Annotated in this window: 20 protein-coding genes and 2 pseudogenes; 12 read left to right on the plus strand and 10 right to left on the minus strand. The window is 40.5% G+C overall.

Going from position 1 to position 23,961, the window contains the following annotated elements; all coding sequences use genetic code 11:
* Positions 1 to 192: 192 nt before the first annotated feature.
* The 4 genes from H5154_RS03440 (at position 193) to H5154_RS03455 (ending at position 6,479) form a co-directional block, all read left to right on the plus strand.
* On the plus strand, positions 193 to 1,206 hold the full coding sequence (locus tag H5154_RS03440) for an endonuclease/exonuclease/phosphatase family protein (protein WP_182717397.1): 1,014 nt from the start codon (positions 193 to 195) through the stop codon (positions 1,204 to 1,206).
* A 355-nt stretch (positions 1,207 to 1,561) separates the two neighbouring features.
* Positions 1,562 to 2,566 carry an HlyD family secretion protein gene (locus H5154_RS03445; protein ID WP_182717398.1) on the plus strand — a complete coding sequence of 335 codons (1,005 nt, stop codon included), beginning with the start codon at positions 1,562 to 1,564 and terminating at the stop codon, positions 2,564 to 2,566.
* The gene (gene rbbA, locus H5154_RS03450; protein ID WP_182717399.1) at positions 2,566 to 5,355 is read left to right on the plus strand and encodes a ribosome-associated ATPase/putative transporter RbbA; all 2,790 of its coding nucleotides are present in this window, start codon (positions 2,566 to 2,568) and stop codon (positions 5,353 to 5,355) included. Before H5154_RS03445 ends, rbbA begins: the two co-directional genes overlap by 1 nt.
* A gap of 2 nt (positions 5,356 to 5,357) precedes the next feature.
* Positions 5,358 to 6,479: an ABC transporter permease gene (locus H5154_RS03455; protein ID WP_182717400.1), complete on the plus strand. Its 1,122-nt coding sequence runs from the start codon at positions 5,358 to 5,360 to the stop codon at positions 6,477 to 6,479.
* A 138-nt stretch (positions 6,480 to 6,617) separates the two neighbouring features.
* Here the strand turns inward: H5154_RS03455 and H5154_RS03460 are convergent, their stop codons facing one another.
* Positions 6,618 to 7,784, minus strand: a complete 1,167-nt coding sequence (locus H5154_RS03460) for a DUF3103 family protein (RefSeq protein WP_182717401.1) — start codon at positions 7,782 to 7,784, stop codon at positions 6,618 to 6,620.
* Between the two features lie 279 nt (positions 7,785 to 8,063).
* Here H5154_RS03460 and H5154_RS03465 point away from each other — a divergent pair, with 279 nt between their 5' ends.
* Positions 8,064 to 8,483: an MAPEG family protein gene (locus H5154_RS03465; protein WP_182717402.1), complete on the plus strand. Its 420-nt coding sequence runs from the start codon at positions 8,064 to 8,066 to the stop codon at positions 8,481 to 8,483.
* A gap of 47 nt (positions 8,484 to 8,530) precedes the next feature.
* Here the strand turns inward: H5154_RS03465 and H5154_RS23590 are convergent.
* Positions 8,531 to 8,761 (minus strand): annotated as a pseudogene (locus H5154_RS23590) (EamA family transporter); the annotation flags it as partial.
* Between H5154_RS23590 and H5154_RS24030 the strand changes: the two are divergent.
* Positions 8,758 to 8,993, plus strand: a pseudogene (locus tag H5154_RS24030) (ClbS/DfsB family four-helix bundle protein); the annotation flags it as partial. The pseudogenes H5154_RS23590 and H5154_RS24030 sit on opposite strands and share 4 nt — an antisense overlap.
* Here H5154_RS24030 and H5154_RS03475 read toward each other — a convergent pair.
* Complete coding sequence (locus tag H5154_RS03475) at positions 8,980 to 9,609, minus strand: trimeric intracellular cation channel family protein (protein ID WP_182717403.1); 630 nt, start codon at positions 9,607 to 9,609, stop codon at positions 8,980 to 8,982. The pseudogene H5154_RS24030 and the gene H5154_RS03475 overlap by 14 nt on opposite strands.
* Positions 9,610 to 9,996: 387 nt before the next feature.
* Between H5154_RS03475 and H5154_RS03480 the strand changes: the two genes are divergently transcribed.
* Positions 9,997 to 11,886 (plus strand): peptidase M61, encoded by a 1,890-nt coding sequence (locus tag H5154_RS03480; RefSeq protein WP_310736230.1) that lies wholly within the window; start codon positions 9,997 to 9,999, stop codon positions 11,884 to 11,886.
* A 107-nt stretch (positions 11,887 to 11,993) separates the two neighbouring features.
* Here H5154_RS03480 and H5154_RS03485 read toward each other — a convergent pair whose 3' ends face one another.
* Complete coding sequence (locus H5154_RS03485) at positions 11,994 to 13,304, minus strand: amidohydrolase (protein WP_182717404.1); 1,311 nt, start codon at positions 13,302 to 13,304, stop codon at positions 11,994 to 11,996.
* Positions 13,305 to 13,355: 51 nt separating this feature from the next.
* Here H5154_RS03485 and H5154_RS03490 point away from each other — a divergent pair, with 51 nt between their 5' ends.
* The 5 genes from H5154_RS03490 to H5154_RS03505 all read left to right on the plus strand — a co-directional run bounded on the left by H5154_RS03490 (position 13,356) and on the right by H5154_RS03505 (position 16,538).
* Positions 13,356 to 14,030 (plus strand): Crp/Fnr family transcriptional regulator, encoded by a 675-nt coding sequence (locus tag H5154_RS03490; RefSeq protein WP_182717405.1) that lies wholly within the window; start codon positions 13,356 to 13,358, stop codon positions 14,028 to 14,030.
* 89 nt (positions 14,031 to 14,119) lie between these two features.
* Positions 14,120 to 14,251 (plus strand): hypothetical protein, encoded by a 132-nt coding sequence (locus H5154_RS23600; RefSeq protein ID WP_259398447.1) that lies wholly within the window; start codon positions 14,120 to 14,122, stop codon positions 14,249 to 14,251.
* Positions 14,252 to 14,528: 277 nt separating this feature from the next.
* The gene (locus tag H5154_RS03495; protein ID WP_182717406.1) at positions 14,529 to 15,032 is read left to right on the plus strand and encodes a DUF962 domain-containing protein; all 504 of its coding nucleotides are present in this window, start codon (positions 14,529 to 14,531) and stop codon (positions 15,030 to 15,032) included.
* A gap of 19 nt (positions 15,033 to 15,051) precedes the next feature.
* Positions 15,052 to 15,855 carry an SDR family oxidoreductase gene (locus H5154_RS03500; protein WP_182717407.1) on the plus strand — a complete coding sequence of 268 codons (804 nt, stop codon included), beginning with the start codon at positions 15,052 to 15,054 and terminating at the stop codon, positions 15,853 to 15,855.
* Between the two features lie 227 nt (positions 15,856 to 16,082).
* Positions 16,083 to 16,538 (plus strand): DUF4826 family protein, encoded by a 456-nt coding sequence (locus H5154_RS03505; protein ID WP_220491234.1) that lies wholly within the window; start codon positions 16,083 to 16,085, stop codon positions 16,536 to 16,538.
* Positions 16,539 to 16,716: 178 nt separating this feature from the next.
* Here the strand turns inward: H5154_RS03505 and H5154_RS03510 are convergent, their stop codons facing one another.
* The 6 genes from H5154_RS03510 to H5154_RS03535 form a co-directional block, all read right to left on the minus strand.
* Positions 16,717 to 17,175: a GNAT family N-acetyltransferase gene (locus H5154_RS03510; RefSeq protein ID WP_145233126.1), complete on the minus strand. Its 459-nt coding sequence runs from the start codon at positions 17,173 to 17,175 to the stop codon at positions 16,717 to 16,719.
* A gap of 12 nt (positions 17,176 to 17,187) precedes the next feature.
* Positions 17,188 to 18,330, minus strand: coding sequence for a cupin domain-containing protein (locus H5154_RS03515; RefSeq protein ID WP_182717409.1), 1,143 nt, complete (start codon positions 18,328 to 18,330; stop codon positions 17,188 to 17,190).
* A gap of 82 nt (positions 18,331 to 18,412) precedes the next feature.
* Complete coding sequence (gene purB / locus H5154_RS03520; RefSeq protein ID WP_182717410.1) at positions 18,413 to 19,783, minus strand: adenylosuccinate lyase; 1,371 nt, start codon at positions 19,781 to 19,783, stop codon at positions 18,413 to 18,415.
* Positions 19,784 to 19,815: 32 nt separating this feature from the next.
* Positions 19,816 to 20,418, minus strand: a complete 603-nt coding sequence (gene hflD, locus H5154_RS03525) for a high frequency lysogenization protein HflD (protein WP_149982535.1) — start codon at positions 20,416 to 20,418, stop codon at positions 19,816 to 19,818.
* Entirely contained in the window at positions 20,418 to 21,518 is a 1,101-nt protein-coding gene (gene mnmA, locus H5154_RS03530) for a tRNA 2-thiouridine(34) synthase MnmA (protein ID WP_182717411.1), read from the minus strand. The genes hflD and mnmA overlap by 1 nt, the downstream gene beginning before the upstream one ends.
* Positions 21,519 to 22,094: 576 nt before the next feature.
* Positions 22,095 to 23,942 (minus strand): ABC transporter ATP-binding protein, encoded by a 1,848-nt coding sequence (locus tag H5154_RS03535; protein ID WP_182717412.1) that lies wholly within the window; start codon positions 23,940 to 23,942, stop codon positions 22,095 to 22,097.
* Between the last annotated feature and the right edge of the window lie 19 nt (positions 23,943 to 23,961).

Genomic DNA, 23,961 nt, shown 5'->3' on the forward strand with positions numbered 1-23,961 from the left:
ACACTATGAATTTGATATTGAAAAATTTTCACCGATTAGATTACTATAGCGATAACCCGCTATAATCGTTTTTCATATTTTAAGTAGGGCAGCCTTATCAGCAACCTTGAATCACACACTAAAACACCTTTAAACACCACAGCAGACGATTCGGTTATTACTGATACGATTCTTAAAATTGCCACTTTTAACTTGTTTAATTACCTTGAGCCGCCTAATGCCTATTATGAATTTGAACGCATATACACCGCAGAGCAGTGGGCTAAAAAGCAGCGTTGGCTTATTAATTACTTAACCGAGCATCAGCCTGATGTGATTGGTTTTCAAGAAGTATTTAGTATTGAGTCGCTTAAAGAATTAGTTAAAGAGCAAGGTTATACGTACTTTGGCGTGGTAGATGAGCCCCAGGTAATCGACGACTTTATTTACAAACGCCCTGTAGTAGCGCTTGCTGCTAAATACCCAATTGCTGAAGTGGCAACTGTTGAGCATGACCATGAGCTTGCTAAAACCCTTGGTTTAACTGAGGATTTTACATTTAGCCGAAAGGTGCTTAGAGCTACAATAACCTTACCGCATATCGGCAACACGGATTGTTATGTGGTGCATTTTAAGTCTAAGCGCTCAATGATAGAGCTTGATGAGCAAAACAAAGACCTCACACCCGAAAAAAATATTATCGAGCTATTAAAAGCCGATATAGCAGGGAGTTGGGGCTCAACTATTCAGCGCGGCAGTGAAGCCACATTACTGATGATGGACATCATTGCGCGCCGCGAATCTACACAAAATCCAATGGTTTTAATGGGCGATTTTAACAACGACTTAGCTGATGGCGTTTTAAGCCATTTACTAACAAATACACTGCGCTTTGCCCCCACGTTTGACAGTAACACTTACCTTGCAAAATATTGCCTTAACGACGCATGGCAGTTATTTGCAAGGTCGCAATTAAATTTGGCTAATCAAAATAATGAAAATACAGTGGATTTAAAGCGAAAGCCTACCCATTATTTTGGCGCGAGCAGCTCAGTGCTTGACTACATTTTGTTGTCTTGCGAGTTTGACTCAAGTTACGACGACAGCTTTTTTGAGGTGAGCCAGTACCATACTTACGATCGTCATTTAATTAACCCTGAATTTGAGCGTGATGATTTAAGCACAGATCATGGCGTGGTATTGATTAGCTTAGCATTAAGGTCGTAGCGGGTTTTGTTACTATAAATTGTAAGCTAATCTGCCGCTGACATAATTAGTATTAAGGCGCTCAGTAGGTGCCTTGATGTTTTCCCTTTCTTTTATCCTGCTGTTTTAAAAAATCACTAATAATTAGTGCATTAACTCTAATTTATATTGATCCACATCATCTTTATTAACGGTGATAGTGGTAGATTAGTGACAATGGATTTTTAAGTTCGTTTAAATCGCTTAGTACAACTACCCTTGTTGTACTTACAAAGCAGGGTTGCTTTCATATAACAATTAGCGTGCTGTATCCTAAAAATTTTTACCTTGACTACCCTCACTTACATTACTTTTTACATACATGGAGTTTTAGCACATGACAATTAAATCAACGTTCAAATCTTTGAGTAAACTCGCTGTTTTGGTCATTGTGGGCGGGGCTGGCTGGTATGCTTGGCAAACCTTGCAACCTACATCATTTGCTGAACAACTCCCTGACAGTGTTGCCTATGGAAATGGCCGAATTGAAGCAACCGAGTACGATATTGCTACAAAATTACCGGGCCGCTTAGTTGACGTTATGGTGCAAGAAGGCGATATGGTCAAAGCGGGTCAAACGTTAGCGGTTATTGATACTGATGATTTAAATGCACAGTTACGTGAAGCTCAGGCGGGGCTTCGTGTTGCTAATGAGTCTCGTAAATACGCATTAGCGATTGTAGAGCAGCATAAAAGTGAGCTTAATTTTGCACAAACTGAATTGCGCCGCTCTGCAAAATTATTGGAAAAAGGCCATATTTCAAAAGAAGTGGTTGATCAACAACGAACCACCTCTGCTATTGCGCAAGCTGCTTTAACCGCGGCAAACGTAAAAGTTGTGCAGTCGGATGCTGAAATAGAAGCAGCGCAGGCACGTATTGAGCGATTACAAAGCAACATAGCCGACAGCACGCTCACAGCACCAATCAATGGTCGCATATTGTATCGATTAGCTGAGCCTGGCGAAGTGCTTGGTAGTGGTGGTAAGGTTTTATCGTTATTGGATTTAACCGATGTTTATATGAGTATATATTTACCAACAGCGCAAGCGGGCAAGGTAACAGTAGGCTCACAAGCGCGCATTGTTATTGATGCTGTTGCCGAGTATACATTGCCGGCTAAAGTGACGTTTGTATCTGCACAGGCGCAATTTACCCCTAAATCGGTAGAAACCCGAAACGAGCGCGATAAACTGATGTTTAGGGTTAAGGTAAAGCTCGACTCGCAGTTATTAAAAGAACATATCAAACAAGTAAAAACAGGGGTGCCAGGGCTTGCTTATGTGTTGTTAGCACCTGAAAAAAATTGGCCTACGTCATTACAGGTACGAGTGCCTGAATAATGGATAACGACGATAAAAACATTCAACAGCCACCAAGTGAAAGTGTGGTTACGCTTACTAAGGTGAGCCATCGCTATGCTAATAATCGCGTGCTGGACAACATTAGTATTTCATTACCTGCCGGGAAAATGGTCGGGTTTATAGGCCCTGATGGCGTAGGAAAATCAAGCTTGCTGGCACTTATAGCGGGGGCAAGGGCGATTCAAGAGGGGGAGGTTGAGGTATTAAACGGCAATATGCGCAGCAGTGGTTTTCGTAATACGGTGTCGCCACGCATTGCTTACATGCCTCAAGGGCTTGGCAAAAATGTGTATCCAACACTTTCTGTGTTTGAAAATATAGATTTTTTTGGTCGTCTATTTTCTCAAAATAAAGCCGAGCGAATACAACGAATTAATAACCTTTTAAAAAGTACAGGCTTAGAGGCATTTGCCGATCGCCCCGCAGAAAAGCTCTCTGGCGGGATGAAACAAAAACTCGGTTTGTGCTGCGCACTGATCCATGACCCTCAATTATTAATTTTAGATGAGCCAACTACCGGGGTTGATCCGCTATCGCGTCGTCAATTTTGGCAATTAATAAACAGTATTCGCGCTGAAAATACACAGATGAGCGTACTGGTTGCGACCGCCTACATGGAAGAAGCCGATGATTTTGATTGGCTAGTTGCTATGGACGATGGAAAAGTAATCGGTACGGGCAGCCCACAAAACCTGAAAGCGCAAACTAATAAAGAATCGCTTGATGAAGCCTTTATAGCATTACTTCCTGAAGAAAAGCGCCATGATCATCAGCGGTTAGTTGTGCCACCTCGTAAACAAGACATAAACACAACCCAGTTCGCTATAGAAGCAAATGGATTATGTAAAACATTTGGCGATTTTACCGCTGTTAACAATGTGAGTTTAAGTATTGAACAAGGTGAAATTTTTGGCTTTTTAGGCTCAAATGGCTGTGGAAAAACCACCACAATGAAAATGCTTACCGGGTTACAACCGGCAACCAGTGGCGAAGCAAAATTGTTTGGTGAAAAGGTCGATGCCAATAACATCGAAAGCCGCAAACGCGTTGGTTTTATGTCACAAGCATTTTCGCTTTATAACGAGCTTACAGTGAAGCAAAACTTGGTATTGCATGCGCGTTTATTTCACTTACCTGCAGAGAAAATAGAGCCGCGCGTTAAAGATTTAATTACTCGGTTTAACCTTAAAAAATACAGTGACGATTTTCCTACCGATTTGCCCCTAGGTATTCGCCAGCGTTTATCGCTTGCTGTTGCGGTAGTACATAGCCCTGAAATGCTCATACTTGATGAGCCCACATCGGGGGTAGACCCCGTTGCAAGGGATGACTTTTGGCAGCTACTCATAGAGCTTTCGCGCGAACAAGGCGTGACTATTTTTATTTCGACTCACTTTATGGATGAAGCGGCACGTTGCGATAGAATTTCGTTAATGCATGCAGGTAAAATACTTGCCAGCGATACGCCAGCTGCACTGTGCCAAGCGCGTAATACCGACACACTAGAAGCTGCCTTTATTGAATATTTAGAAGAGGCGGTAAATGCAGCGGGAGCAAGCTCGGCGTTACAAGCATCGATAACGGATAAACCCAAAGCATTGGCTAAAGCGCCGGCTACTCGTAAAAATAACACTAACCCCGCATTTAGTTTGTTGCGGTTATTTGGTTATGCGCATCGCGAAACGCTAGAGTTATGGCGCGATCCTATTCGCCTAACGTTTGCTTTGCTGGGCTCGATAATTTTGCTGTTTATTTTAGGTTACGGCATTACATTTGATGTTGAAGATTTAAGCTTTGCGGTACTAGATCAAGACCAATCGCCCGAGAGCCGCAACTACATTCAAAATATGGCAGGTTCACGTTACTTTATTCAAAAAGCAGATATTAAAAGCCCGCAAGAACTTGATAAACGAATGCGCAGTGGCGAGTTAAGCGTGGCCGTTGAAATTCCACCTAACTTTGCTCAGCAATTTAAACGCGGCCGTAAACCTGAAATTGTAGTGTGGATTGATGGTTCTATGCCGTTTAGGGCAGAAACGATTAATGGTTATATGAGCGGCGTGTATTACAGCTATTTAACCAACTTATCTTTGCGTACTTATGCGCAGATACCCAATTTAGTGCCAGCTAATATTGAATCTCGCTATCGTTATAACCAAGATTTTAAAAGCATTGAGGTTATGGTGCCGGCAGTTATTCCACTACTATTGGTATTTATTCCTGCGATATTGATGGCGCTTGGCGTAGTACGAGAAAAAGAGTTGGGTTCAATCATAAACTTATATGTAACACCGGTTAATCGGCTGGAATTTATTATTGGCAAACAGCTGCCTTACATTTTAGTGAGTATGATCAGCTTTTTTGGCTTAGTCGCACTTGCTATTACCGTGTTTGGTGTGGCGCTAAAAGGCAGCTTTTGGGCGCTTAGTTTGGCTGCATTATTATACGTTACAGCGACTACGGGGGTGGGGCTGTTAATTTCGGCTTTTACAAAAACACAAATTTCAGCACTGGCAGCCACTACGGTGGTGGTGTTGATGATTGCCGTTAACTTTTGTGGGCTAATTGACCCTGTTTCTTCCTTGGAAGGGTTTGGTGCGATTATTGGCAAATTGTTTCCGACCACCTACTTTTTAGAAGCGTGTCGAGGGGTCTTTAATAAAGCGCTTAATTTTTCTGATTTATCAGCCCAGCTACTGCCTTTATTCGCTTTTATACCCGTGCTGACTCTGGCCAGTGTATTTTTACTTCCAAAGCAGGACAAATAGCCATGCAACGTCGCGGAAACATTATTAATTTAGGTATTAAAGAGTTGCGTAGTTTATGGCGTGATAAGGTCTTGTTGCTATTCGTTTTTTTTGCTTTTACTGGGTTGATTTATGTGGTGGCTTCAGCCACGTCGATAGAGTTAAATAATGCGCCGATTGCAGTTGTTGATCACGACCAATCGCAATTATCTAAGCGTATTATTGATGCCTTTTATGAGCCTTACTTTAAAACGCCAGACAGTATTTCATTAAGCGATGTTGACTCAGCTATGGATAATGGCCGTTATACTTTTGTGCTTAATATCCCGCCTTATTTTGAGCGTGATGTACTTGCAGCTAAGCAACCTACAATTCAAGTAAATATAGATGCTACGCGTATGTCGCAAGCATTTATTGGTGATAACTATATTCAAACTATTATTAACGGCGAAGTAAATGAGTTTGTGCAAGGTTATCGAACCGTTTATTCACTGCCAATAAAGCAATCGGCGCACATTATGTTTAATCCAAACATGACAAGTGTATGGTTTGGTAGCGTGATGGAATTGATGAACGTGATCACAATGATTTCGATTATTTTAACTGGCGCCGCGGTGATCCGTGAACGCGAACACGGCACATTAGAGCATTTATTAGTGATGCCGTTAAGCCCCTTTGAAATAGTGATGGCGAAAATTTGGGCCAATGGGTTAGTGATTTTATTACTGACTACGTTTTCATTATTTATTGTGATCGAAGGTTTGTTACAAGTGCCTATTCATGGCTCGGCGGGCTTATTTTTATTTGGCGTTGCGATTCATTTATTTGCGACCACATCGCTGGGTATATTGTTGGGAACGCAGGCGCGCACTATGCCGCAACTCGGGTTATTGATGATCTTAATTTTATTACCATTACAAATGCTGTCTGGCGGTGTTACGCCGCGAGAAAGTATGCCTGAGGTGGTGCAAAATATAATGTTATTGGCGCCAACAACGCATTTTGTAAAATTTGCTCAAGCAATTTTATACCGAGGGGCAGGGTGGGATGTAGTTTGGCCTTACTTTTTAGCGTTATTTGTTATTGGCAGTGTGTTTTTTACTGTTGCATTAATGCGCTTTCGTAAATCAGTGGCGCAAGGTTAGGTTAATAAAATATAACGTGTAATTTCAAAAAAGTGGCTGTGATAAAGCCACCCGTTAACGTTAAAGCGCTAATGGGTGGCTATTGAAGTATGGGGGAGTGATACCATCCGCAATAATAATTAAGCGAATGGGTATGACTTAGTTTAGTCTTGGGTTAATTTCTAAAGGAGACAGCGTAATGGTCGCATTACTGCTTGCTCCTTTATATTCTTGATAGTCTTTGTTTTCAAACAGCGTGTAAAAAACATCAACATAATCGTCATTATTAGTAAACCATTCATCCGGCATTGCTTTTAGCAGTTCATTGGTCAGCTTAGGGATAATGGCATAACCCTGCGCTTGTAAATCAGGAATGCTCGCCATCACTTGCTCTGATATTTCTAATAATTTTATTGCTAAAGTTTTATAGTTGGTGTTGTCATCTTGTTCCATTAAGAGTAAATCAACCGCCTGCCAACGATAACGCTGCCAATGAATGAGTACCTGATTAGGGCTGTAATCGGTTTGATCATGATCTAAATACGGTAAATCAACGATATCTAATATTGGTTCATCTCGTGTCGGGTCGATACCCGTTACAATGGCATAAATTTCAGCACCACCTGAGATCCAAGGTTCTTTGTCATCTTCTAAGCGTATTTTTTTCAATACACTGGTTTGCAGGGGTTGTTCATTGCTTAACTGGTTTTGTGGACTAACCGTGGTTTTACTGAATTTGTTAGCAGATAAAATTCCTCTCATTACTGCAATACCCGCATCTTGTACTTTTTGTTGATCTAATTCGACAATAAATACAGGTTGGGTCGGCATTTGGTCAACACTAAGATAATGAATGTCACCATACTGATCGAACGCTTCAATTTCGCTCCATTGCGTATCGTCACCAGCGGGTGCAAATGCAAATAAAGGGCGTTCGCCTTGCTGCCAAGCGCTAAGCATTTTATCGCTTGCCAAACGCACTTGTAACAAACTACCGGTGTTTTGTGGTAAACCTTTCAGTTGTTGTAACGCGTTGTTTGCTAAACGAGTATTTTGTTGTGTGTGCATACCTAAAGACGGTAGCTGATCCGCATTCAAAACCAGTTTATATTGGCTTAGCGTTTGTTTAAGATCAGCGTTTAATACACTGTAATTAAGCGCTATTTGTTTTGCGAAATTGCGTTTAATGGTGGCTACGTCTTTGTATTGCGCCAACTTAGCCAAGTTTTCACCTTTTTCGATTTCATATTGAGCTGAAAAAGCGGGCGCTGATACACAGTTCAATAGCGCTAAGGTTACCAAGCATTTGGTTATTTTATTCATCATATTCATTTTACCGTTCCGTTATCAGTAACACTATAAAACAACACTTAGAATAAATATTCAAATAAAAATTATAAAATACGTAATTAGTACTGGTTTTAAGTTGCACTCAGACTCTAAAAAAATACCAAGACGCTGTGATAGAGTAAGTTTTATATAAAGAATGAATCTATTACAAAAAATTATTTTACTAAAAAGTAATTGCTATATACATCAGTGGCTTATCTTTGGCTTGATAGTTGCTGTAACTACTACTCTAATAACAACACAAAGGATTAAACAATGACCGATATAGCACATTCAGCGTTTATAGCATTTTATTTATATTTAATTATGATGTTAGTACAGTGGGCAGTGGCGACGTTTAGTAAAGCCAAACAGCCTGGGGCTGTGCCAGGAAAAATTGATAAAGACCTATCTCATGAGAGTTTTATATTTAGAGCGCATCGCACCTTTCATAACACATTAGAAAACAGCGCGTTATTTATAGGAACGGTTTTATTTGCTTTTGTGATGAATTACCACAGTTCGGTTTTTGCAATCTGTATTTGGGTTTACGTCATTGCACGTTTAATTCATATGGCACTGTATTACGCAATTGCCACCGAGAAAAACCCCAGCCCGCGTAGCTACTTCTTTTTGATTGGCGTAATTGCGAATCTAGTTATGCTGGTGATGCTAGGGCTAAGATTAGCCAGCTAATAAAACCTGATAAAGCGAGAAGCATTATTTGCTTCTCGTTTTTAAATTTAATTATCTACTACAGGTTTTTTTGTGCGAGAAACCCAAAAGCAAATTAACGAACCAATCGTCACCAGCACAACACCTTGTTAAAAAGAGTCAGCTAAAGCAACGGATAAGTAAATAGAGACAAACACAGTTGAAAAAATAGGGGTAAAATAAGACAAGGTGCCTAAAAGTATCATATTGCCACCTATAACGGCCTGATTTCAAAAAGCATATCCTGACCCAATAACAAGAGTATCGAGACTGGAAATACGATGATCTACTTATGGAGCTTGAATTTAAGGCAAACGATATACTCTTGCTTATTTCAGCTTAAATAACTATGAATTGTATGCTGTATCGTGGTACGAAAAATCGACATTGGGACGTAAAATTCAGTTTAATACGTCATCATCGATGAAAAAGGTACGTACAAAATTTCGGCGTTTTAATCGGAACTTCACAAAGCAAACTATTGTTTTCTAACCGACCTTTTTCTAAATATATTTGGTTGCCATCCCCAGTGTAGGGAACCGAGCCGTAAAAATACGGTAATAAAGAGTGCGCCTAAAATACACCAAACATAAGGTACTTCTAATAGAAACAGTGTGGCATAAGTTAAGCCACCAGATAGACACGCGGTGGAGTAGAGCTCTTCGCGCATGACAAGGGGGACTTCACGGCATATTACATCGCGCATTAGACCACCAAAGATGCCCGTGGTCATGCCCATAGTAATAGCCACAATCATCGTAGTGCCTTCGATTAAGGATTTTTCAATGCCAACAATATTAAAAATTGCCATGCCCAAAGCATCGACCAGCAACATGTAATAGTTTGATACGTGAGGTAAATGACGAATAAATATTACGGCGATAAATATGGCGCTGTATGTTGCGTATAAGTAATCCGGTTCGGCTATCCAAAATACTGGCTGGTTTAACAATACGTCGCGCAGTGTGCCACCGCCGAGCGCTGTTACTGACGCGACAACCACAACACCAAAACCTCCTATGTTTTTTTCATGGCCCATTAGAGTACCTGAGATGGCAAAAAACGCTACCCCGATCAAATTTAACAAATGAAAATAGTCAGATGCCATTGTGGTCTCCATACCATTACCAAAAAAGTAGCCTATTAGGATAGCGTACTGATGATTTATTTAGCCTGAACATAGGTATTGTGCATGATTAAGTTTTAAAACAGTGCTTGCAGCGCTCTTATATTCTCAGTACAAGAATGCAAATAAGCGCTGATACAGCTAAATTCGGCACTATAAATTGACTTAAAGCGCAAATAAATTGAACGCATTAAATGGTTGTTCGTCCATAAATCATTGCTATTAGCTGTTGTTATAGTTATAACTGATGTTGGTTGTTTCAGAAGTTTCTGAAAGTAAAAAGGAGGTTGCCGAGTGTTTTGCACTCAAATTACCAGGATAATACCCATCTAATGCGCGTGTTTTGCGCCTCTCTAATTGGAGAAGTAAGTGAATAAACATGTTTTTGCTGCTGCCGCCCTCAGCTCTGTTATGGGCTTTACGCTTCCAGCGTTTGCTGATGTTCCAAACCCGATTGATACTCCATATTCCGGCACTATAAAAATAGCGGTTGATGCCACAGATCTAGCTCATCGTATTTTTAAAATAAACGAAACTATCCCTGTTAGTGCTGGTGAAATGACTTTGCTTTATCCACAATGGATACCTGGACATCACTCACCAGTTGGACCAATAAGTCAGTTGGCTGGATTGAAAATGTCAGCAAAAGGTAAAGTGATCGAATGGCAACGAGATCCTGGCAATGTATATGCTTTTAATCTTAAGGTTCCTAAAGGTGTACGTGAGTTGCATGTTGAATATCAATTCTTGTCACCACAAAGTTCAGCGCAAGGGCGCGTTATGATGACGCCAGAAATGCTCAATTTACAATGGGATACAGTAGCGCTTTACCCTGCTGGGCACTATAGCCGTAAAATTAAATTTCAACCGAGTGTAACGTTACCAAAAGGGTGGCAGTTTGCTACTGCACTTGAAAAATCTTCGCAAAAAGGCAATACAGTTACCTTTGAGGGAATTGATTTTGAAAACCTTGTAGACTCGCCAATGTTTGCCGGTAGCCACTATAAGCGTGTTGATTTAAACCCAAATGCAGATACTCCGGTGTTCTTAAATGTCTTTGCCGATAAAGAAAAAGATCTTGAGATCAGTGCTGAAGGGTTAACAGCACACCGTGAGCTTATTCAACAAATGTATGCGCTTTATGGTGCACATCACTTTGATCATTATGACTTTTTACTTGCCCTGACAGATAAGTTAGGCGGCATCGGCATGGAACATCATCGCTCAAGTGAAAATAGCGCGAAAGAAAATTATTTTACTGACTGGGATAAGTCATGGGTCGGTCGCGATTTATTAGCACACGAATTTAATCATTCATGGAATGGTAAATATCGTCGCCCTGACGCATTATGGACACCGACCTATAACCAAGTTAAAGAAGCTAATGGTTTATGGGTATATGAAGGGCAAACACAGTTTTGGGGGCAAGTCATTGCGGCTCGTTCAGGACTTTGGAGCCAAGAAAATGCGATGGATATGCTAGCTCGTTTAGGTGCAACCTACGACCAAGGCCGACCTGGCATGGCATGGCGTAATATTTTAGATACAACCAACGATCCAACTATCGCTCAGCGTTCATCTTTGCCTTATCGTAGTTATCAAATGAGCGAAGACTATTACTCTGGTGGAGAATTAATTTGGTTTGCGGTTGATGCAAAATTACGTGAATTGAGTAACAACAGTCATTCATTAGATGATTTTGCCCAGAACTTTTTTGGCGTAAACCCGGGTGATTGGAATGTGTTGACCTATAAATTTGATGATGTGATTAACACGCTTAATGGTATTGAAAAGTATCAATGGGATGACTTTATTAATTCGCGTTTAAAAGGCCATGTTAACTTATCTAAATCACTGGAAGACCAAGGTTGGAAATTGACCTATAACGATAAAGCCTCTGATGGCATTAAAGCAATTGAAAGCCGCTATAAATCGACTGATTTACTTTATTCTCTGGGCTTCTCGGTAAATAAAGAAGGCAAAATGCGTGACGTATTATGGGATAGCCCTGCATTTAATGCGGGTCTTGCGCCAAGTATGCAAATTGTTGCCGTTAATAATACTCAGTTTAGTGCTGATGCACTCAAAGATGCAGTGACGGATGCTAAAGGCTCAAAAGCGCCAATTAAGCTCTTGGTGAAAAACTTTGATCAGTACAGTGAAATTCAGATCGATTATCATGATGGCCTTAAATATCCTCACCTTGAACGTATTGAAGGTAAGCCTGACTATTTATCACAACTACTAACCGCACGATAAAATAAATCCGCGTAGGTTTATCAATACTTTTAAATATACCCACAGAGTGTGGGTATATTTATTTCATGCCAACCGATTATGATTTTGCATGTACGTTGAAGTTATGGTTATTTTTTCATTGCAAAGTAATCCACAACTAACTGCGTCATAGCATTCACGCCTAATTGCAGTGCTTGCTCGTCAGCGAAAAACTGTGGTGAATGATTACTTGCTGCCGTTTTTGCATCTTGACCTTGTGGGGTAACACCTAAAAAGAAAAACAATCCAGGAGTTTCTAAAGCGTAATAGCTGAAATCTTCAGCGCCGGTGATCAAATCAGTGGTAATGATATTCTCAGCCCCAGCAACTTTAGTTAGTGTTGGCGTCATTTTTTGCGTGAGTTTTACATCGTTTACGGTGACAGGGTAGCCGTGGTCGATATGTACATCAGCTTTAGCACCACCGGATTCAGCGACCATTTCAGCTGTTTTCACTAAACGTTTTTTGATATCAGCGCGCATTGCTTGGTCAAAGGTGCGAATCGTGCCAATTAACTCGACACTATCCGGAATGATATTGGAACGTACGCCGCCATTAATAGCACCAAACGAAATAACTGACGGCGCTTTAGTAACATCAACTTGGCGAGATGAAATTGTTTGTGTGGCCATAATTATTTGTGATGATGCCACAATCGGATCAACACCATTCCATGGTCGTGAACCATGAGTTTGGCGGCCTTGTACATTGATTGTAAATGAATCTTCACTGGCCATAAGCGGACCTTCACGGAAGCCAATTTGGCCTGTGTTTAATGAACTGGTTACATGTAAACCAAACACGGCATCAGGTTTTTCTTTAAATAAGCCTTCTTTTAGCATGAGTTCAGCACCGCCTTCTTCACCTTCTGGGGCACCTTCTTCAGCTGGTTGAAAGACAAATAATACATCACCCGCTAAGTCATCTTGAATTTTAGCCAAAGATTCAGCTACAGCCATTAGAATAGCGACATGGTTATCATGGCCGCAGGCGTGCATAACACCTACTTCATTACCACGGTAGGTTGAGGTCTGAGTTGAAGCAAACGGTAAATCAACTTGCTCAGTGACAGGCAAGGCGTCCATATCGGCACGCAGTGCCACCAAAGAGCCTTTTTTACCACCTTTGAGTTTAGCAACTACACCAGTATGGGCTATCCCAGTTTGTACTTCGAGCCCCAGTGCTTTTAAATGTTTAGTAATGTATTTAGCCGTTTCAAATTCGCGGTTACTAAGCTCTGGGTATTGGTGAAGATGGCGTCGCCAAGTGATCACTTTTTCACTTACACTGTGGTTAGCTTTTTTTAGATTCTTGTTGAGCTGTTGATCAGGAGCTGCTGCAAAACTTGGTGCAGATAACGTACTTAGCAATAACCCGCTGTAAATAACTTTGTGTAACATAGTGATCCCTTTTATTATTTGATTATTAAAACTAATGTAGAGTAAACCGATATGAATGAACAGGACCGTGCGATAATTAACCAAGGAAATTGGTTTAGTAGCCGCTCGGAAGAATTTCAACACCAGCTATTGTTACATGCAAAAGTAATTAAACTCGATGCGGATGAAGCATTATTTTTAAGAGGAGATGAAAATGCGGGTTTATACGCTGTTGTTAATGGAGTTATGCGAGTCAGTGGAGTAAATGGAGGAGGTAAAGAAGCGGTACTGAGTTTTATAGATCCCGCTATTTGGTTTGGTGAAGTTGCTTTATTTGATGGTGGTTTGCGTACCCACGATGTTTATGCACAAACACCCGCTCGATTGCTACATGTACCGCATCGGGCACTGATACAATTATTAACAATCACGCCTGTTTATTGGCATGATTTTGGTGTTTTACTTTCACAAAAAATGCGGCTGCTGTTCACTTCATTAGAAGATCATGCTTTATTAACTGCACAGCAGAAAGTCTGTAAACGGCTGGTTATGATGGCAACCATGTCGCTGCCCAGTAATACCGCTACTATTATGTTATCGCAGCAACAACTCGCAGATATGACCTATTTAACTCGTCAAACTATTAATCAAATCTTGCAGTTATTAAGTGAAAAAAAGCTTATTTCCCTGCATTACCAGCGTATAGAAATTCTTGATAAACAACAGCTGGCTTTACTTGTACATTAGCTGTGCTATTTTTTACCTGATATGGGTTCACTGGCCTTAAATTTGCTTTATAAAATAAAACTATCAATGGATTCGAAGCAATAACCGAATTGCCAGAAACGGCAAAAAATAGCCAAGCTGATACTGTTAGTAGCCTTAAAAACCCTTCATATGGAAAAGACTTTTTAGAAGAAGTAAATGAAGCGCTTATTTATCAACGACTAGGTGTTGATAAAGATTAAATAGCTGAACATAAGGCCGCGATTGAAAAGCTGACAGAAAAAATACAACAGCAGGGGGGAATGACGAATTAGCAAAACAAATGGAATCGTTACAAAAAATGCTTGGACAAGAATATCAAAAAGGCCGTGAGTTACAATCTAAAACCCCGGATCACGATAAAGGTAAAATCATAAGCGCATTTGTATAAGTGGATTTTACAAATGTCGGGTAGAAGATATTGTTACGTTGTGTTAACTGCTAAAGTAAATAATAAGATAATTATATAAAGTAGAGAAAATGAAAACACTGCAACAACAACTGGGCAATTATGGCTTATATCACCGTTCAAAACGCAATGTACTCACACACTTTTTTGGTATTCCACTCATTGTATACGCTGTATTGTGTTTATTAGCGCGTATTAATTTACCGGTTGCTGATCATGTTATCAATGGCGCTCATGTTTTTGTGTTAGTTACTGTGATTTATTATTTACTGCTTAATGTCTCACTAGGTTTGATAATGGCTGTTATTTTAGTAGTAATGAGTATAGCGGCTGCGCCAATTGCATCACTTAGTTTTACTAGCTGGTTAGCTGTTAGTATAGGTGTTTTTATTTTTGGCTGGGTTTTACAGTTTATTGGGCATTATTTTGAAGGTAAAAAACCAGCTTTTGTTGATGACTTAATCGGGCTTATCATTGGGCCATTATTTGTGCTTGTTGAGGCGCTTTTTTTACTCGGACTATATAAACAACTCGAGCAACAGATCACAGACATTGCGGGTCCTACAAAGCCTTAATAATAATCATAGGTAGAGCATGAACTTTAATAATAAAACGGTGTGGATCACCGGGGCATCATCAGGTATTGGTAAAGAGTTAGCGATACAGTTAGCGATACAGTTAGCACACTTAGGCGCTAATATTATTTTATCAGCCAGAAGTGCAGATAAACTAAATCAACTTTGTAGCGAGTTACCGGCTGGACAACACAAAGTAATACCTCTTGATTTATCACAACCTGAGCGGGTACTTGAGTATGTTACAAATAGTATGGCTACGATTGGTAACGTTGATATTTTAATTAATAATGGTGGCGTGTCGCAGCGTAGTTTGTTTTTAGAAAATGACTTTATTGTGTATCGTCAACTTATGGAAGTTAACTATTTTGGTTTGATTGCGCTAACTAAAGCGGTATTACCGAGTATGGTTAAAAATGGCGGCGGCTGTGTAGTATCAATCAGCAGTGTCGCAGGTAAAGTTGGCTCTAAGTTCAGAACCGGTTACTCAGGCTCTAAATATGCAGTCGTTGGTTTTATGGATTGTTTGCGAGCTGAAGTGGCCAATAAAAACATTCATTGTTTGACTATCTGCCCAGGCTCTATAAAAACGGCTATTGCTCATAATTCACTTAATGAACATGGTATTGCGCAAAATAAGGCTGAATACTCCATTGAAAATGGTATGGATGTAACGGCTGCTGTGAAGCAAATGGTCAGTGCAATAGCTAAACGTAAAGATGAAGTGGTGGTTGGCGAGGGGATCAGTGGCTGGGCTCCGACTATAAAACGTTTCTTTCCTAGTTTTTTTAATCGTATGACAGCGAAAAAGAATTATCGTTAAACAAACGATGAATAATACCGTGCTGGTATGCATTAACAACGGCTTTATAGTTTATAAATTAGCTATAAATTGATTTTTCTGCTGTATTAGTAAACAGTTGTGCGTAGAACGATGGGTTAGAGTGTAGAAAAAACAGGCGATCGTTTATGCTCTCGCTGGAATTGGTCTTTTATACTTGCACCGATAATTATATGCCCTTAAAGTAACTAAAATTATGTAAACGAGTGATGAATACTGTGGAACAAAAACAACTTAAAGAATTAACACCAGAAGAACAAGAACAAGCAAAGCAGCAAAGTATTGCATGGCAACGTGAGTGTTTTCAAAATGCACAAAAGCATTTAGCAGAGAAGGGCGTAATGCCAAAAACTTTGCTAGAAAAAGAAAGCCGCTTTATCGCTCCGTTATGTGCCCTATGGAAGTTTAAAGGCCAAGACGGTAAAAGTTATTGGGTTATCACCGGTCGCTTACCAACTGATCATGCGTTAGCATCAGTTGCCGAAAATGCGCGTGATGCGCTGCGATATTTTTCTCTGCAATGGCAGTTAAAAGCAGATCAAATTATGCAAACCGGTGGACACGATAAAACTAAAGTTGATTTTGCAAACCTACTAATTAATCGTGCGCATGGTATTTATGAAATGTACGAAAAAGAACAGCTGTGGGCAAACGAAGTTAATTGACCTGAAAGCTTATTTATAATTTTAACTTAAAGATTTTAATATAAAGAACAGCTTTAAAAATTAAAAAAGCGAACGTGTTATGTGGAGTTGCACATTAATATGTTCGCTTTTTTAATGCCCATTGCGTTAAATTGGTGGTTTTTAACTCGCTAGGATGGCCATTTTTAATAAATTTTTATCAATGCACCAGTGTAAATGGTTTCGTATTGAATTTATTAATGGGGCATTGCATACGAAGCCGTGGAATACCTGCTTCCATAAACACACAACCTTGTTGTTCAAAGCCATTACGTTTAAATCGTTCTACCTCATTTAAAATACAATTAATGCTGACGCAATCACAACCCTGCTGTTGTGCAAGCTCAACAATATAATTCAGCAATGAACGATAGACGGAGCGATTACGGTGCTCTGGCAGCACCGCAATACGGCCAATAAGGCCATCGCTACATAATCGGCCTGTTGCAACTGGGCCTTGGCTGTCATCTGTTACCAGTATATGATGAGCATATCTATCAAGATTATCAAACTCGATATGTTTGGGAATATGTAGTTCACATACAAATACCCGCTCTCTGATCTGTTGTAGTAACTCCTTGCCTATATCCCATTCTACCTTGTTGATATGATAGCCCATACAAACACACTCCTAGCAAAACCAAATCCCCTCATTAATTAGTGTAGTAAAGGTTTGTATAAAAACTAAACTATTTTTTGAACTATTTAGTTGCTCTGCTGTCACCATAGTATGGTCAGTGAGTAATTTAACCGCAGTTAAGTCACTAACAGGGAGTGGGTAGTTTTCACCATTTACGCTGAGAAGTATTTCATTTTCAAAAACTTGATACAATGCACGGGTGCCACCGAGGCGCTCAAAAATCACATCATCATTCAATAGCTCAGCTATTTGTTCACTATTAAATAAATCTTCTGGCGGCATTAAATCCATTTCATGCTTAGGTTGACTAAGTGTATTACCTAACCAAGATTTAAGTAATGCATCGTCATTTAGGGCCGCTTGCATTAATAGTTTAATGTTTTCGACTTCGCAAGCTTGGATCTCACCTTTAGAATCGCGCAGTGTTATTGCAGGGTCTTGATAACGGCTATTTCCCGCTTCTTTATCAATAATGTGATCAGCAAAGTTTGATAATAGATCGCGTTGATTTGGTGCACGAAATCCGATCGAGTAGTTTAATGCGTTTTCTACAGCATAACCTTCATGTGGACAGCCCGGCGGGATGTATAAAATATCGCCTGGTTCTAGGATGCAATCAATCACGGCTGGAAATTGTTCAACTTGTAATAAACTTTTATTTTGTGCAAATTGTTTTAGTTTATTATCTGGCATACCGACACGCCAATGACGCTTGCCTTCACCTTGAATAATAAATACGTCGTATTGATCTAAATGCGGACCGACTCCACCCCCAGGCGTTGAAAAGCTGATCATTAGGTCATCAATACGCCAATTAGGAATAAACCGAAATGGTTCCAGCAGCTGCGCAGCATTAGGATGCCAATGATCGACTGCTTGTACGAGTAGGGTAGAATGTTGCTCGGTTAGTAATTCAAAATCTTCAAATGGGCCATGATGCGCTTGCCAGTCATTATCATGATTAGTGATAATACGCGATTCAATGCTCTCTTCCATGGCAAGACCGGCAAGCTCATTAGCATCAAGCGGGTCGGCAAAGTCTGTAAACCCTTGCTTGATCAAGAGCGGTTTTTTTTGCCAAAACTGTGTTAGAAAGTCTTGCTCGGATAAGTCGTTAATCGTTAATTGATACATGCTGCGCCCATTAAAATGAAAAAAGCGAAAGGCAAGAGCCTTTCGCTTTATAGTGTATATAAAATAAGTTGTCGCAGAAAGCTTAAACTAGGTTGTCGATAAACTCGACAGCACGACCAATATAGTTAGCCGGTGTTAGTTTTTTCATTTCTACTTTTGCTTCTTCCGGTAACTCTAAACCATCGATGAAGTCAGCCATGATCTCTTGATTTACACGTTTACCACGGGTTAAATCTTTTAGCTTTTCGTATGGTTTTTCGATGCCGTATTTACGCATTACCGTCTGAATTGGCTCTGCTAGCAGTTCCCAGTTCTGATCCAACTCGTCAAGTAATCGTTGCTCGTTTACTTCTAACTTGCTTACACCTTTTAGGGTTGACTGGTATGCAATTAGCGCATAACCCATACCAACACCTAAGTTACGCAGTACTGTTGAGTCAGTAAGGTCACGTTGCCAGCGAGATACCGGCAGCTTTTGCGCTAGATGAGCGAAAATAGCATTTGCTAGACCTAAGTTACCTTCTGAGTTTTCAAAATCAATCGGGTTAACTTTATGTGGCATAGTTGATGAACCAATTTCACCCGCAATGGTTTTTTGTTTAAAGTGATTTAGCGCTATATAGCCCCATGCATCACGGTCAAAATCTAATAAGATAGTGTTAAAGCGAGCAATCGCATCAAATAACTCGGCAATGTAGTCATGCGGTTCAATTTGCGTTGTAAATGGGTTGAATGTTAACCCTAGGCTAGTTACAAATTGCTCAGCATGATTGTGCCAATCGTAATCAGGGTAGGCACTGAGGTGAGCATTGTAGTTACCTACAGCACCGTTGATTTTACCTAGCATTTCAACTTGTGAAATTTGGTCACGTTGACGCTTTAAACGCATATATACGTTGGCAAATTCTTTGCCCATAGTTGAAGGTGTTGCAGGTTGACCGTGAGTACGTGTCATCATTGGTACTGCTTTGTACTCAATGGCTTTTTCTTTAATTGCATTAAGTAGTTGATCACAGTAAGGAAGTAATACTTCGTTACGTGCTTCAGTGAGCATTAAACCGTGAGACAGGTTATTGATGTCTTCTGATGTACATGCAAAGTGAATAAATTCATTAATTGCATGTAACTCGGCGTTGTCAGCTACTTTTTCTTTTAATAAGTATTCAACGGCTTTAACATCGTGGTTTGTAGTACGCTCGATATCTTTTACACGTTGCGCATCGGCTTCGCTGAAGTTATCAACAATCGCGTTAAGTAAAGCATTGGCTTCGTCGCTAAATGCCGGTACTTCTTTGATCGCATCAGCTGCTGCAAGGGCTTGTAACCAACGAACTTCGACTGTTACACGGTATTTTATCAAGCCAAATTCGCTGAAAATACTGCGTAGTTCAGTGGTTTTGCTGCCGTAGCGACCATCCACCGGAGAGATAGCTGTTAACGCTGAAAGCTCCATAATAACTCCTAAATTTTAGTTTTGAACGATAATTAAATATGGTTTTTAGCAATGGCGATAATTCTTCTTTTCGCAAAGAAAAAGTGACGGCGTTTACCGCCCATTTGTCGCCATAATACTGCACTGCGAATACCTGCTAATAATAATGCACGTATTTTGTGTTGTACTAATTGCTGTTTTAGTAAGTCAGGCTTGCCATAAACCTGAATTCGGTGCCCTAGGGGGCTAAGCACCTTTGAATAAATATCGGCAAGAGCCGTAATAACAGTGTCATCAGTAATAGCAAAGTGATCAAGACGTCGCTTGATATCATCAATGCTTTTACCAAGCTCTGCTAAGCTACTTGCTTTTGCGCTCAGTGCACGCTCAAGTTGCATTAAACCGCCAACGTATTTGACGATTTCAACATCTTTCTTTTCACCTGCACTGAGTTGATCAAGTAAGATTTTATAACCATCTCTTAGATTCTCAGTGCCTTGATACACATCACTGGGTGAATCAGGGGAGGTTTGTACAATACTGGTTAATAGTTTTTCTAATTCGTAATCGTTGCTACTGCCGTACTGCGCTATTTTTTGAACTTGTTTAGCAACTTGGCACATGGCTGCTAATGCCATGACTTGGTGTTCATTCATTATTTGATCACCGAATCAATAATACCGCCACCTAAACATATTTCGTTGACATAAAACACCGCAGATTGTCCTGGGGTTACTGCTTTTTGTGGTTCATCAAATAATACTCGGGCAAAACCATCATCGCCAACGAGCAGCGTACAGTTTAGGTCTTCTTGACGATAGCGAGTTTTTACCGTGCAGCGGGTGGTACCTTTTGGCCCAACACGATCAACCCAGTGTAATTGGTTGGCATTTAGTCCATTGCTGTAAAGACGCGGATGGTCTTTACCTTGACCAACAATCAATACGTTGCGTTCTAAGTCTTTATCTACTACATACCATGGTTCGCCAGAGCCTTCTCTCATGCCACCAATTAGCAAACCTTTGCGTTGACCGAGAGTGTGATACATTAAGCCTTCGTGCTCACCAACGTTGTTACCGTCTGTGTCTTCAATAACACCCGGTTGTGCAGGTAAGAATTTTTGTAGGAAGTCTTTAAACTTACGCTCACCGATAAAGCAAATACCGGTACTGTCTTTTTTATCGTGGGTAATTAAGTCTTGCTCTTCAGCAATGCGACGCACTTCAGGTTTGGCAATATCACCAACTGGGAACAGCGTTTGTGCAATATGTTCATGACTTAATGTGTATAAAAAGTAGCTTTGGTCTTTGTTATCATCAAGACCACGACACATAACGTATTTATCATCGCGTAATTCACGGCGTACATAATGGCCCGTGGCTATAAAATCAGCGCCAAGCGCCGTTGCTGCAAATTCTAAAAAAGCTTTGAATTTGATTTCTTTATTACACATGATGTCAGGATTTGGCGTACGGCCTGCTTTATATTCAGCAAGAAAGTACTCAAATACGTTATCCCAATATTCTGCGGCAAAATTAACTGTGTGTAGTTCAATCCCCAGCTTGTCACAGACTGCTTGCGCGTCTTTTAAATCGTCGGCAGCAGCGCAATATTCATCATTATCATCTTCTTCCCAGTTTTTCATAAACAGGCCTTCAACTTGATAGCCTTGTTGTTTTAATAAATAAGCTGATACAGAAGAATCAACACCGCCGGACATGCCAACGATGACTTTAATGTGACTATTTTCGCTCATGGATAATTTCGCTTATACAGGTTGCTGTCATTTAAACTACTAGCGCATATGCGTATTACAGAGCTAAAAGGAGACACTCTGACAAATTACGCAGGCTATGAAAGGCCGCGATTATAGCAGTATACCCAAACCACCTCAAGGTGCAGAATTCAGCGTTTCACAGGGGCTTAATATCAAGGCGTTACTTTGCAACAATGGCAGTCCCTTTTAAGAAGTAACAACGCTGAGAGTAAGTGCCTGTGAAACTCCCAACAGGTTGGTTTAAAGCGATTTATACTGCGTTATTGATTTTAACAATAGAACCACTATTCCTTGCAAGCAATGCCTTGCCTAAATCGCTTTTAATTCCAACTGAAACTCGCATCTTGAGGTGGTTTGGGCATAAATAGACGGCCAAGCCACCCAAAATATGAGTTTTGTAGGGAACAGTTTCATAGCCAAATTGGCAGGGAAGGTATGGTTTTTAAGTTGTATTAAAAACGATAAAAATTTTCGTAATGACACTTGGCTGGTTAAGTTTCAAAAAACAGCGCTTGGATTTTGAAACTTAACTAAGGCGTTATGGCTAGGTAAAAATTATTCTACACCAATAAACCCGCCGGTTTGGTGTGTCCACAACGCGGCATAAATACCATTTTGTGCCAGCAGTTCTTCATGGCTACCTAGCTCTACAATGCCGCCCTCATCAAGTACGATGAGCCGATCCATTTGTGCAATAGTGGATAGTCGATGCGCGATGGCAATGACGGTTTTACCGGCCATTAAATCATCAAGACTAGCTTGAATAGCCGCTTCAACTTCAGAATCGAGCGCGCTGGTGGCTTCATCTAAAATTAATATCGGGGCGTTTTTCAGCAGCACCCGAGCAATGGCGATACGTTGGCGTTGACCTCCAGAGAGTTTTACGCCGCGCTCACCCACTTGGGCTGCAAAACCTTTGTTGCCTTTGCTATCTTCAAGGTCATCAATAAACTCTAGCGCTTTGGCTTGTTTAGCCGCTTTCATCATTTCTTCATCGCTGGCATCTGGGCGGCCATAAAGGATATTTTCTTTGACTGTCCGATGCAGTAAAGAAGTATCTTGGGTAACCATCGCAATGTACTTACGCAGGCTTTCTTGACTCACTTTTGAGATATCTTGGCCGTCGATGTTGATACTACCGCTATCAATATCGTAAAAACGTAGCAACAAATTAACGAGTGTTGACTTACCAGCGCCAGAGCGACCAACAAGACCTATTTTCTCTCCGGCTTTGATGTTGAGATTTAAGCCATTGATAACAGCGCCGCGATTCGTTTCGTTTGCGGCCTTACCATAGTTAAAATGCACATTATTAAAGTCAATTGCACCTGTGGTTACACTTAATGTGCTGGCATCAGGCAGATCATCGACTTCAATTGGGTTTGATAACGTTTTCATACCATCAGCGACAGTGCCGATGTTTTCAAACAAGCCACTAATTTCCCACATGATCCACTGTGCCATGCCATTTAAACGCAGTGCTAAGCTTACCGCAATTGCAATTGCGCCGGCACTAATGGCACTCAGAGTCCATAAATACAAAGATAATGCCGCAACACTAAATACTAAAAAGTAGTTAAGCGTTTGAATGGCAAAATTTAAACTGGTAACTAAGCGCATTTGCTTATACACAGGTTGTAAAAATACATCCATGCTGTCTTTTGCGTACTGCTCTTCACGTTGGGTATATGAGAACAATTTAATAGTCGAAATATTAGTGTAACTGTCAACTATTCGGCCGGTCATCTCAGAGCGAGCGTCTGCTTGCGAGCTAGCCACTTTTTTGAGCTTAGGTACATAGTACATTTGGATCAAAATATACAGAGCTAACCATACAAGCAAAGGAAGCATTAAGCGCCAATCGGCTTCGGCTACTAAAAACACCATAGCGCCAAAATAAACCACTATGTACATTAATACATCAAGTAGTTTCATCACGGTTTCACGCACCGCGAGGGATGTTTGCATTACTTTGGTGGCGATGCGCCCTGCAAATTCATTTTGGTAAAAGCTCACACTTTGGCGAAGCAAATAGCGATGTGCTAACCAACGAATTGACATCGGGTAATTACCTAACAAGGCTTGGTGCAATATCGCAGAATGAAAAAACACCACGATAGGTAGGACAACAAGTAGCACTATCGCCATTTTTATGAGTTCAGATTTTTGCTCAACAAATAATGTTTCAGGGGTGTAGATACTTAGCCAATCAACAAGCTGGCCCATATAGCTAAACAGTGATACTTCTAAAATCGCGAGCAATGCTGCGCTTAGCGACATAAAAAATAGCGAGACTTCCATACCTTTAGTGTAGTGACGACAAAATGCAAATAGCGTCGCAGGAGGCTGGGTTGGCTTTTGTTCGGGAAACGGCTTGATCATCCGCTCAAATAATCGATACATTTTAATATCTTGAATAGCA

Source organism: Pseudoalteromonas sp. SR44-5 (genome assembly GCF_014163675.1).
GTDB lineage: Bacteria > Pseudomonadota > Gammaproteobacteria > Enterobacterales > Alteromonadaceae > Pseudoalteromonas > Pseudoalteromonas rhizosphaerae.

Excerpts from the sequence above, each read along its gene's own strand:
- mnmA (WP_182717411.1), bottom strand. The coding sequence starts at position 21,518 with ATGAGCGAAAATAGTCACATTAAAGTCATCGTTGGCATGTCCGGCGGT.
- purB (WP_182717410.1), bottom strand. The coding sequence starts at position 19,783 with ATGGAGCTTTCAGCGTTAACAGCTATCTCTCCGGTGGATGGTCGCTAC.
- H5154_RS03460 (WP_182717401.1), bottom strand. The coding sequence starts at position 7,784 with ATGATGAATAAAATAACCAAATGCTTGGTAACCTTAGCGCTATTGAAC.
- H5154_RS03505 (WP_220491234.1), top strand. The coding sequence starts at position 16,083 with ATGAATACTGTGGAACAAAAACAACTTAAAGAATTAACACCAGAAGAA.
- hflD (WP_149982535.1), bottom strand. The coding sequence starts at position 20,418 with ATGAATGAACACCAAGTCATGGCATTAGCAGCCATGTGCCAAGTTGCT.
- H5154_RS03445 (WP_182717398.1), top strand. The coding sequence starts at position 1,562 with ATGACAATTAAATCAACGTTCAAATCTTTGAGTAAACTCGCTGTTTTG.
- rbbA (WP_182717399.1), top strand. The coding sequence starts at position 2,566 with ATGGATAACGACGATAAAAACATTCAACAGCCACCAAGTGAAAGTGTG.
- H5154_RS03455 (WP_182717400.1), top strand. The coding sequence starts at position 5,358 with ATGCAACGTCGCGGAAACATTATTAATTTAGGTATTAAAGAGTTGCGT.
- H5154_RS03495 (WP_182717406.1), top strand. The coding sequence starts at position 14,529 with ATGAAAACACTGCAACAACAACTGGGCAATTATGGCTTATATCACCGT.
- H5154_RS03500 (WP_182717407.1), top strand. The coding sequence starts at position 15,052 with ATGAACTTTAATAATAAAACGGTGTGGATCACCGGGGCATCATCAGGT.
- H5154_RS03465 (WP_182717402.1), top strand. The coding sequence starts at position 8,064 with ATGACCGATATAGCACATTCAGCGTTTATAGCATTTTATTTATATTTA.
- H5154_RS03485 (WP_182717404.1), bottom strand. The coding sequence starts at position 13,304 with ATGTTACACAAAGTTATTTACAGCGGGTTATTGCTAAGTACGTTATCT.
- H5154_RS03510 (WP_145233126.1), bottom strand. The coding sequence starts at position 17,175 with ATGGGCTATCATATCAACAAGGTAGAATGGGATATAGGCAAGGAGTTA.
- H5154_RS03535 (WP_182717412.1), bottom strand. The coding sequence starts at position 23,942 with ATGTATCGATTATTTGAGCGGATGATCAAGCCGTTTCCCGAACAAAAG.
- H5154_RS03475 (WP_182717403.1), bottom strand. The coding sequence starts at position 9,609 with ATGGCATCTGACTATTTTCATTTGTTAAATTTGATCGGGGTAGCGTTT.
- H5154_RS03490 (WP_182717405.1), top strand. The coding sequence starts at position 13,356 with ATGAATGAACAGGACCGTGCGATAATTAACCAAGGAAATTGGTTTAGT.
- H5154_RS03515 (WP_182717409.1), bottom strand. The coding sequence starts at position 18,330 with ATGTATCAATTAACGATTAACGACTTATCCGAGCAAGACTTTCTAACA.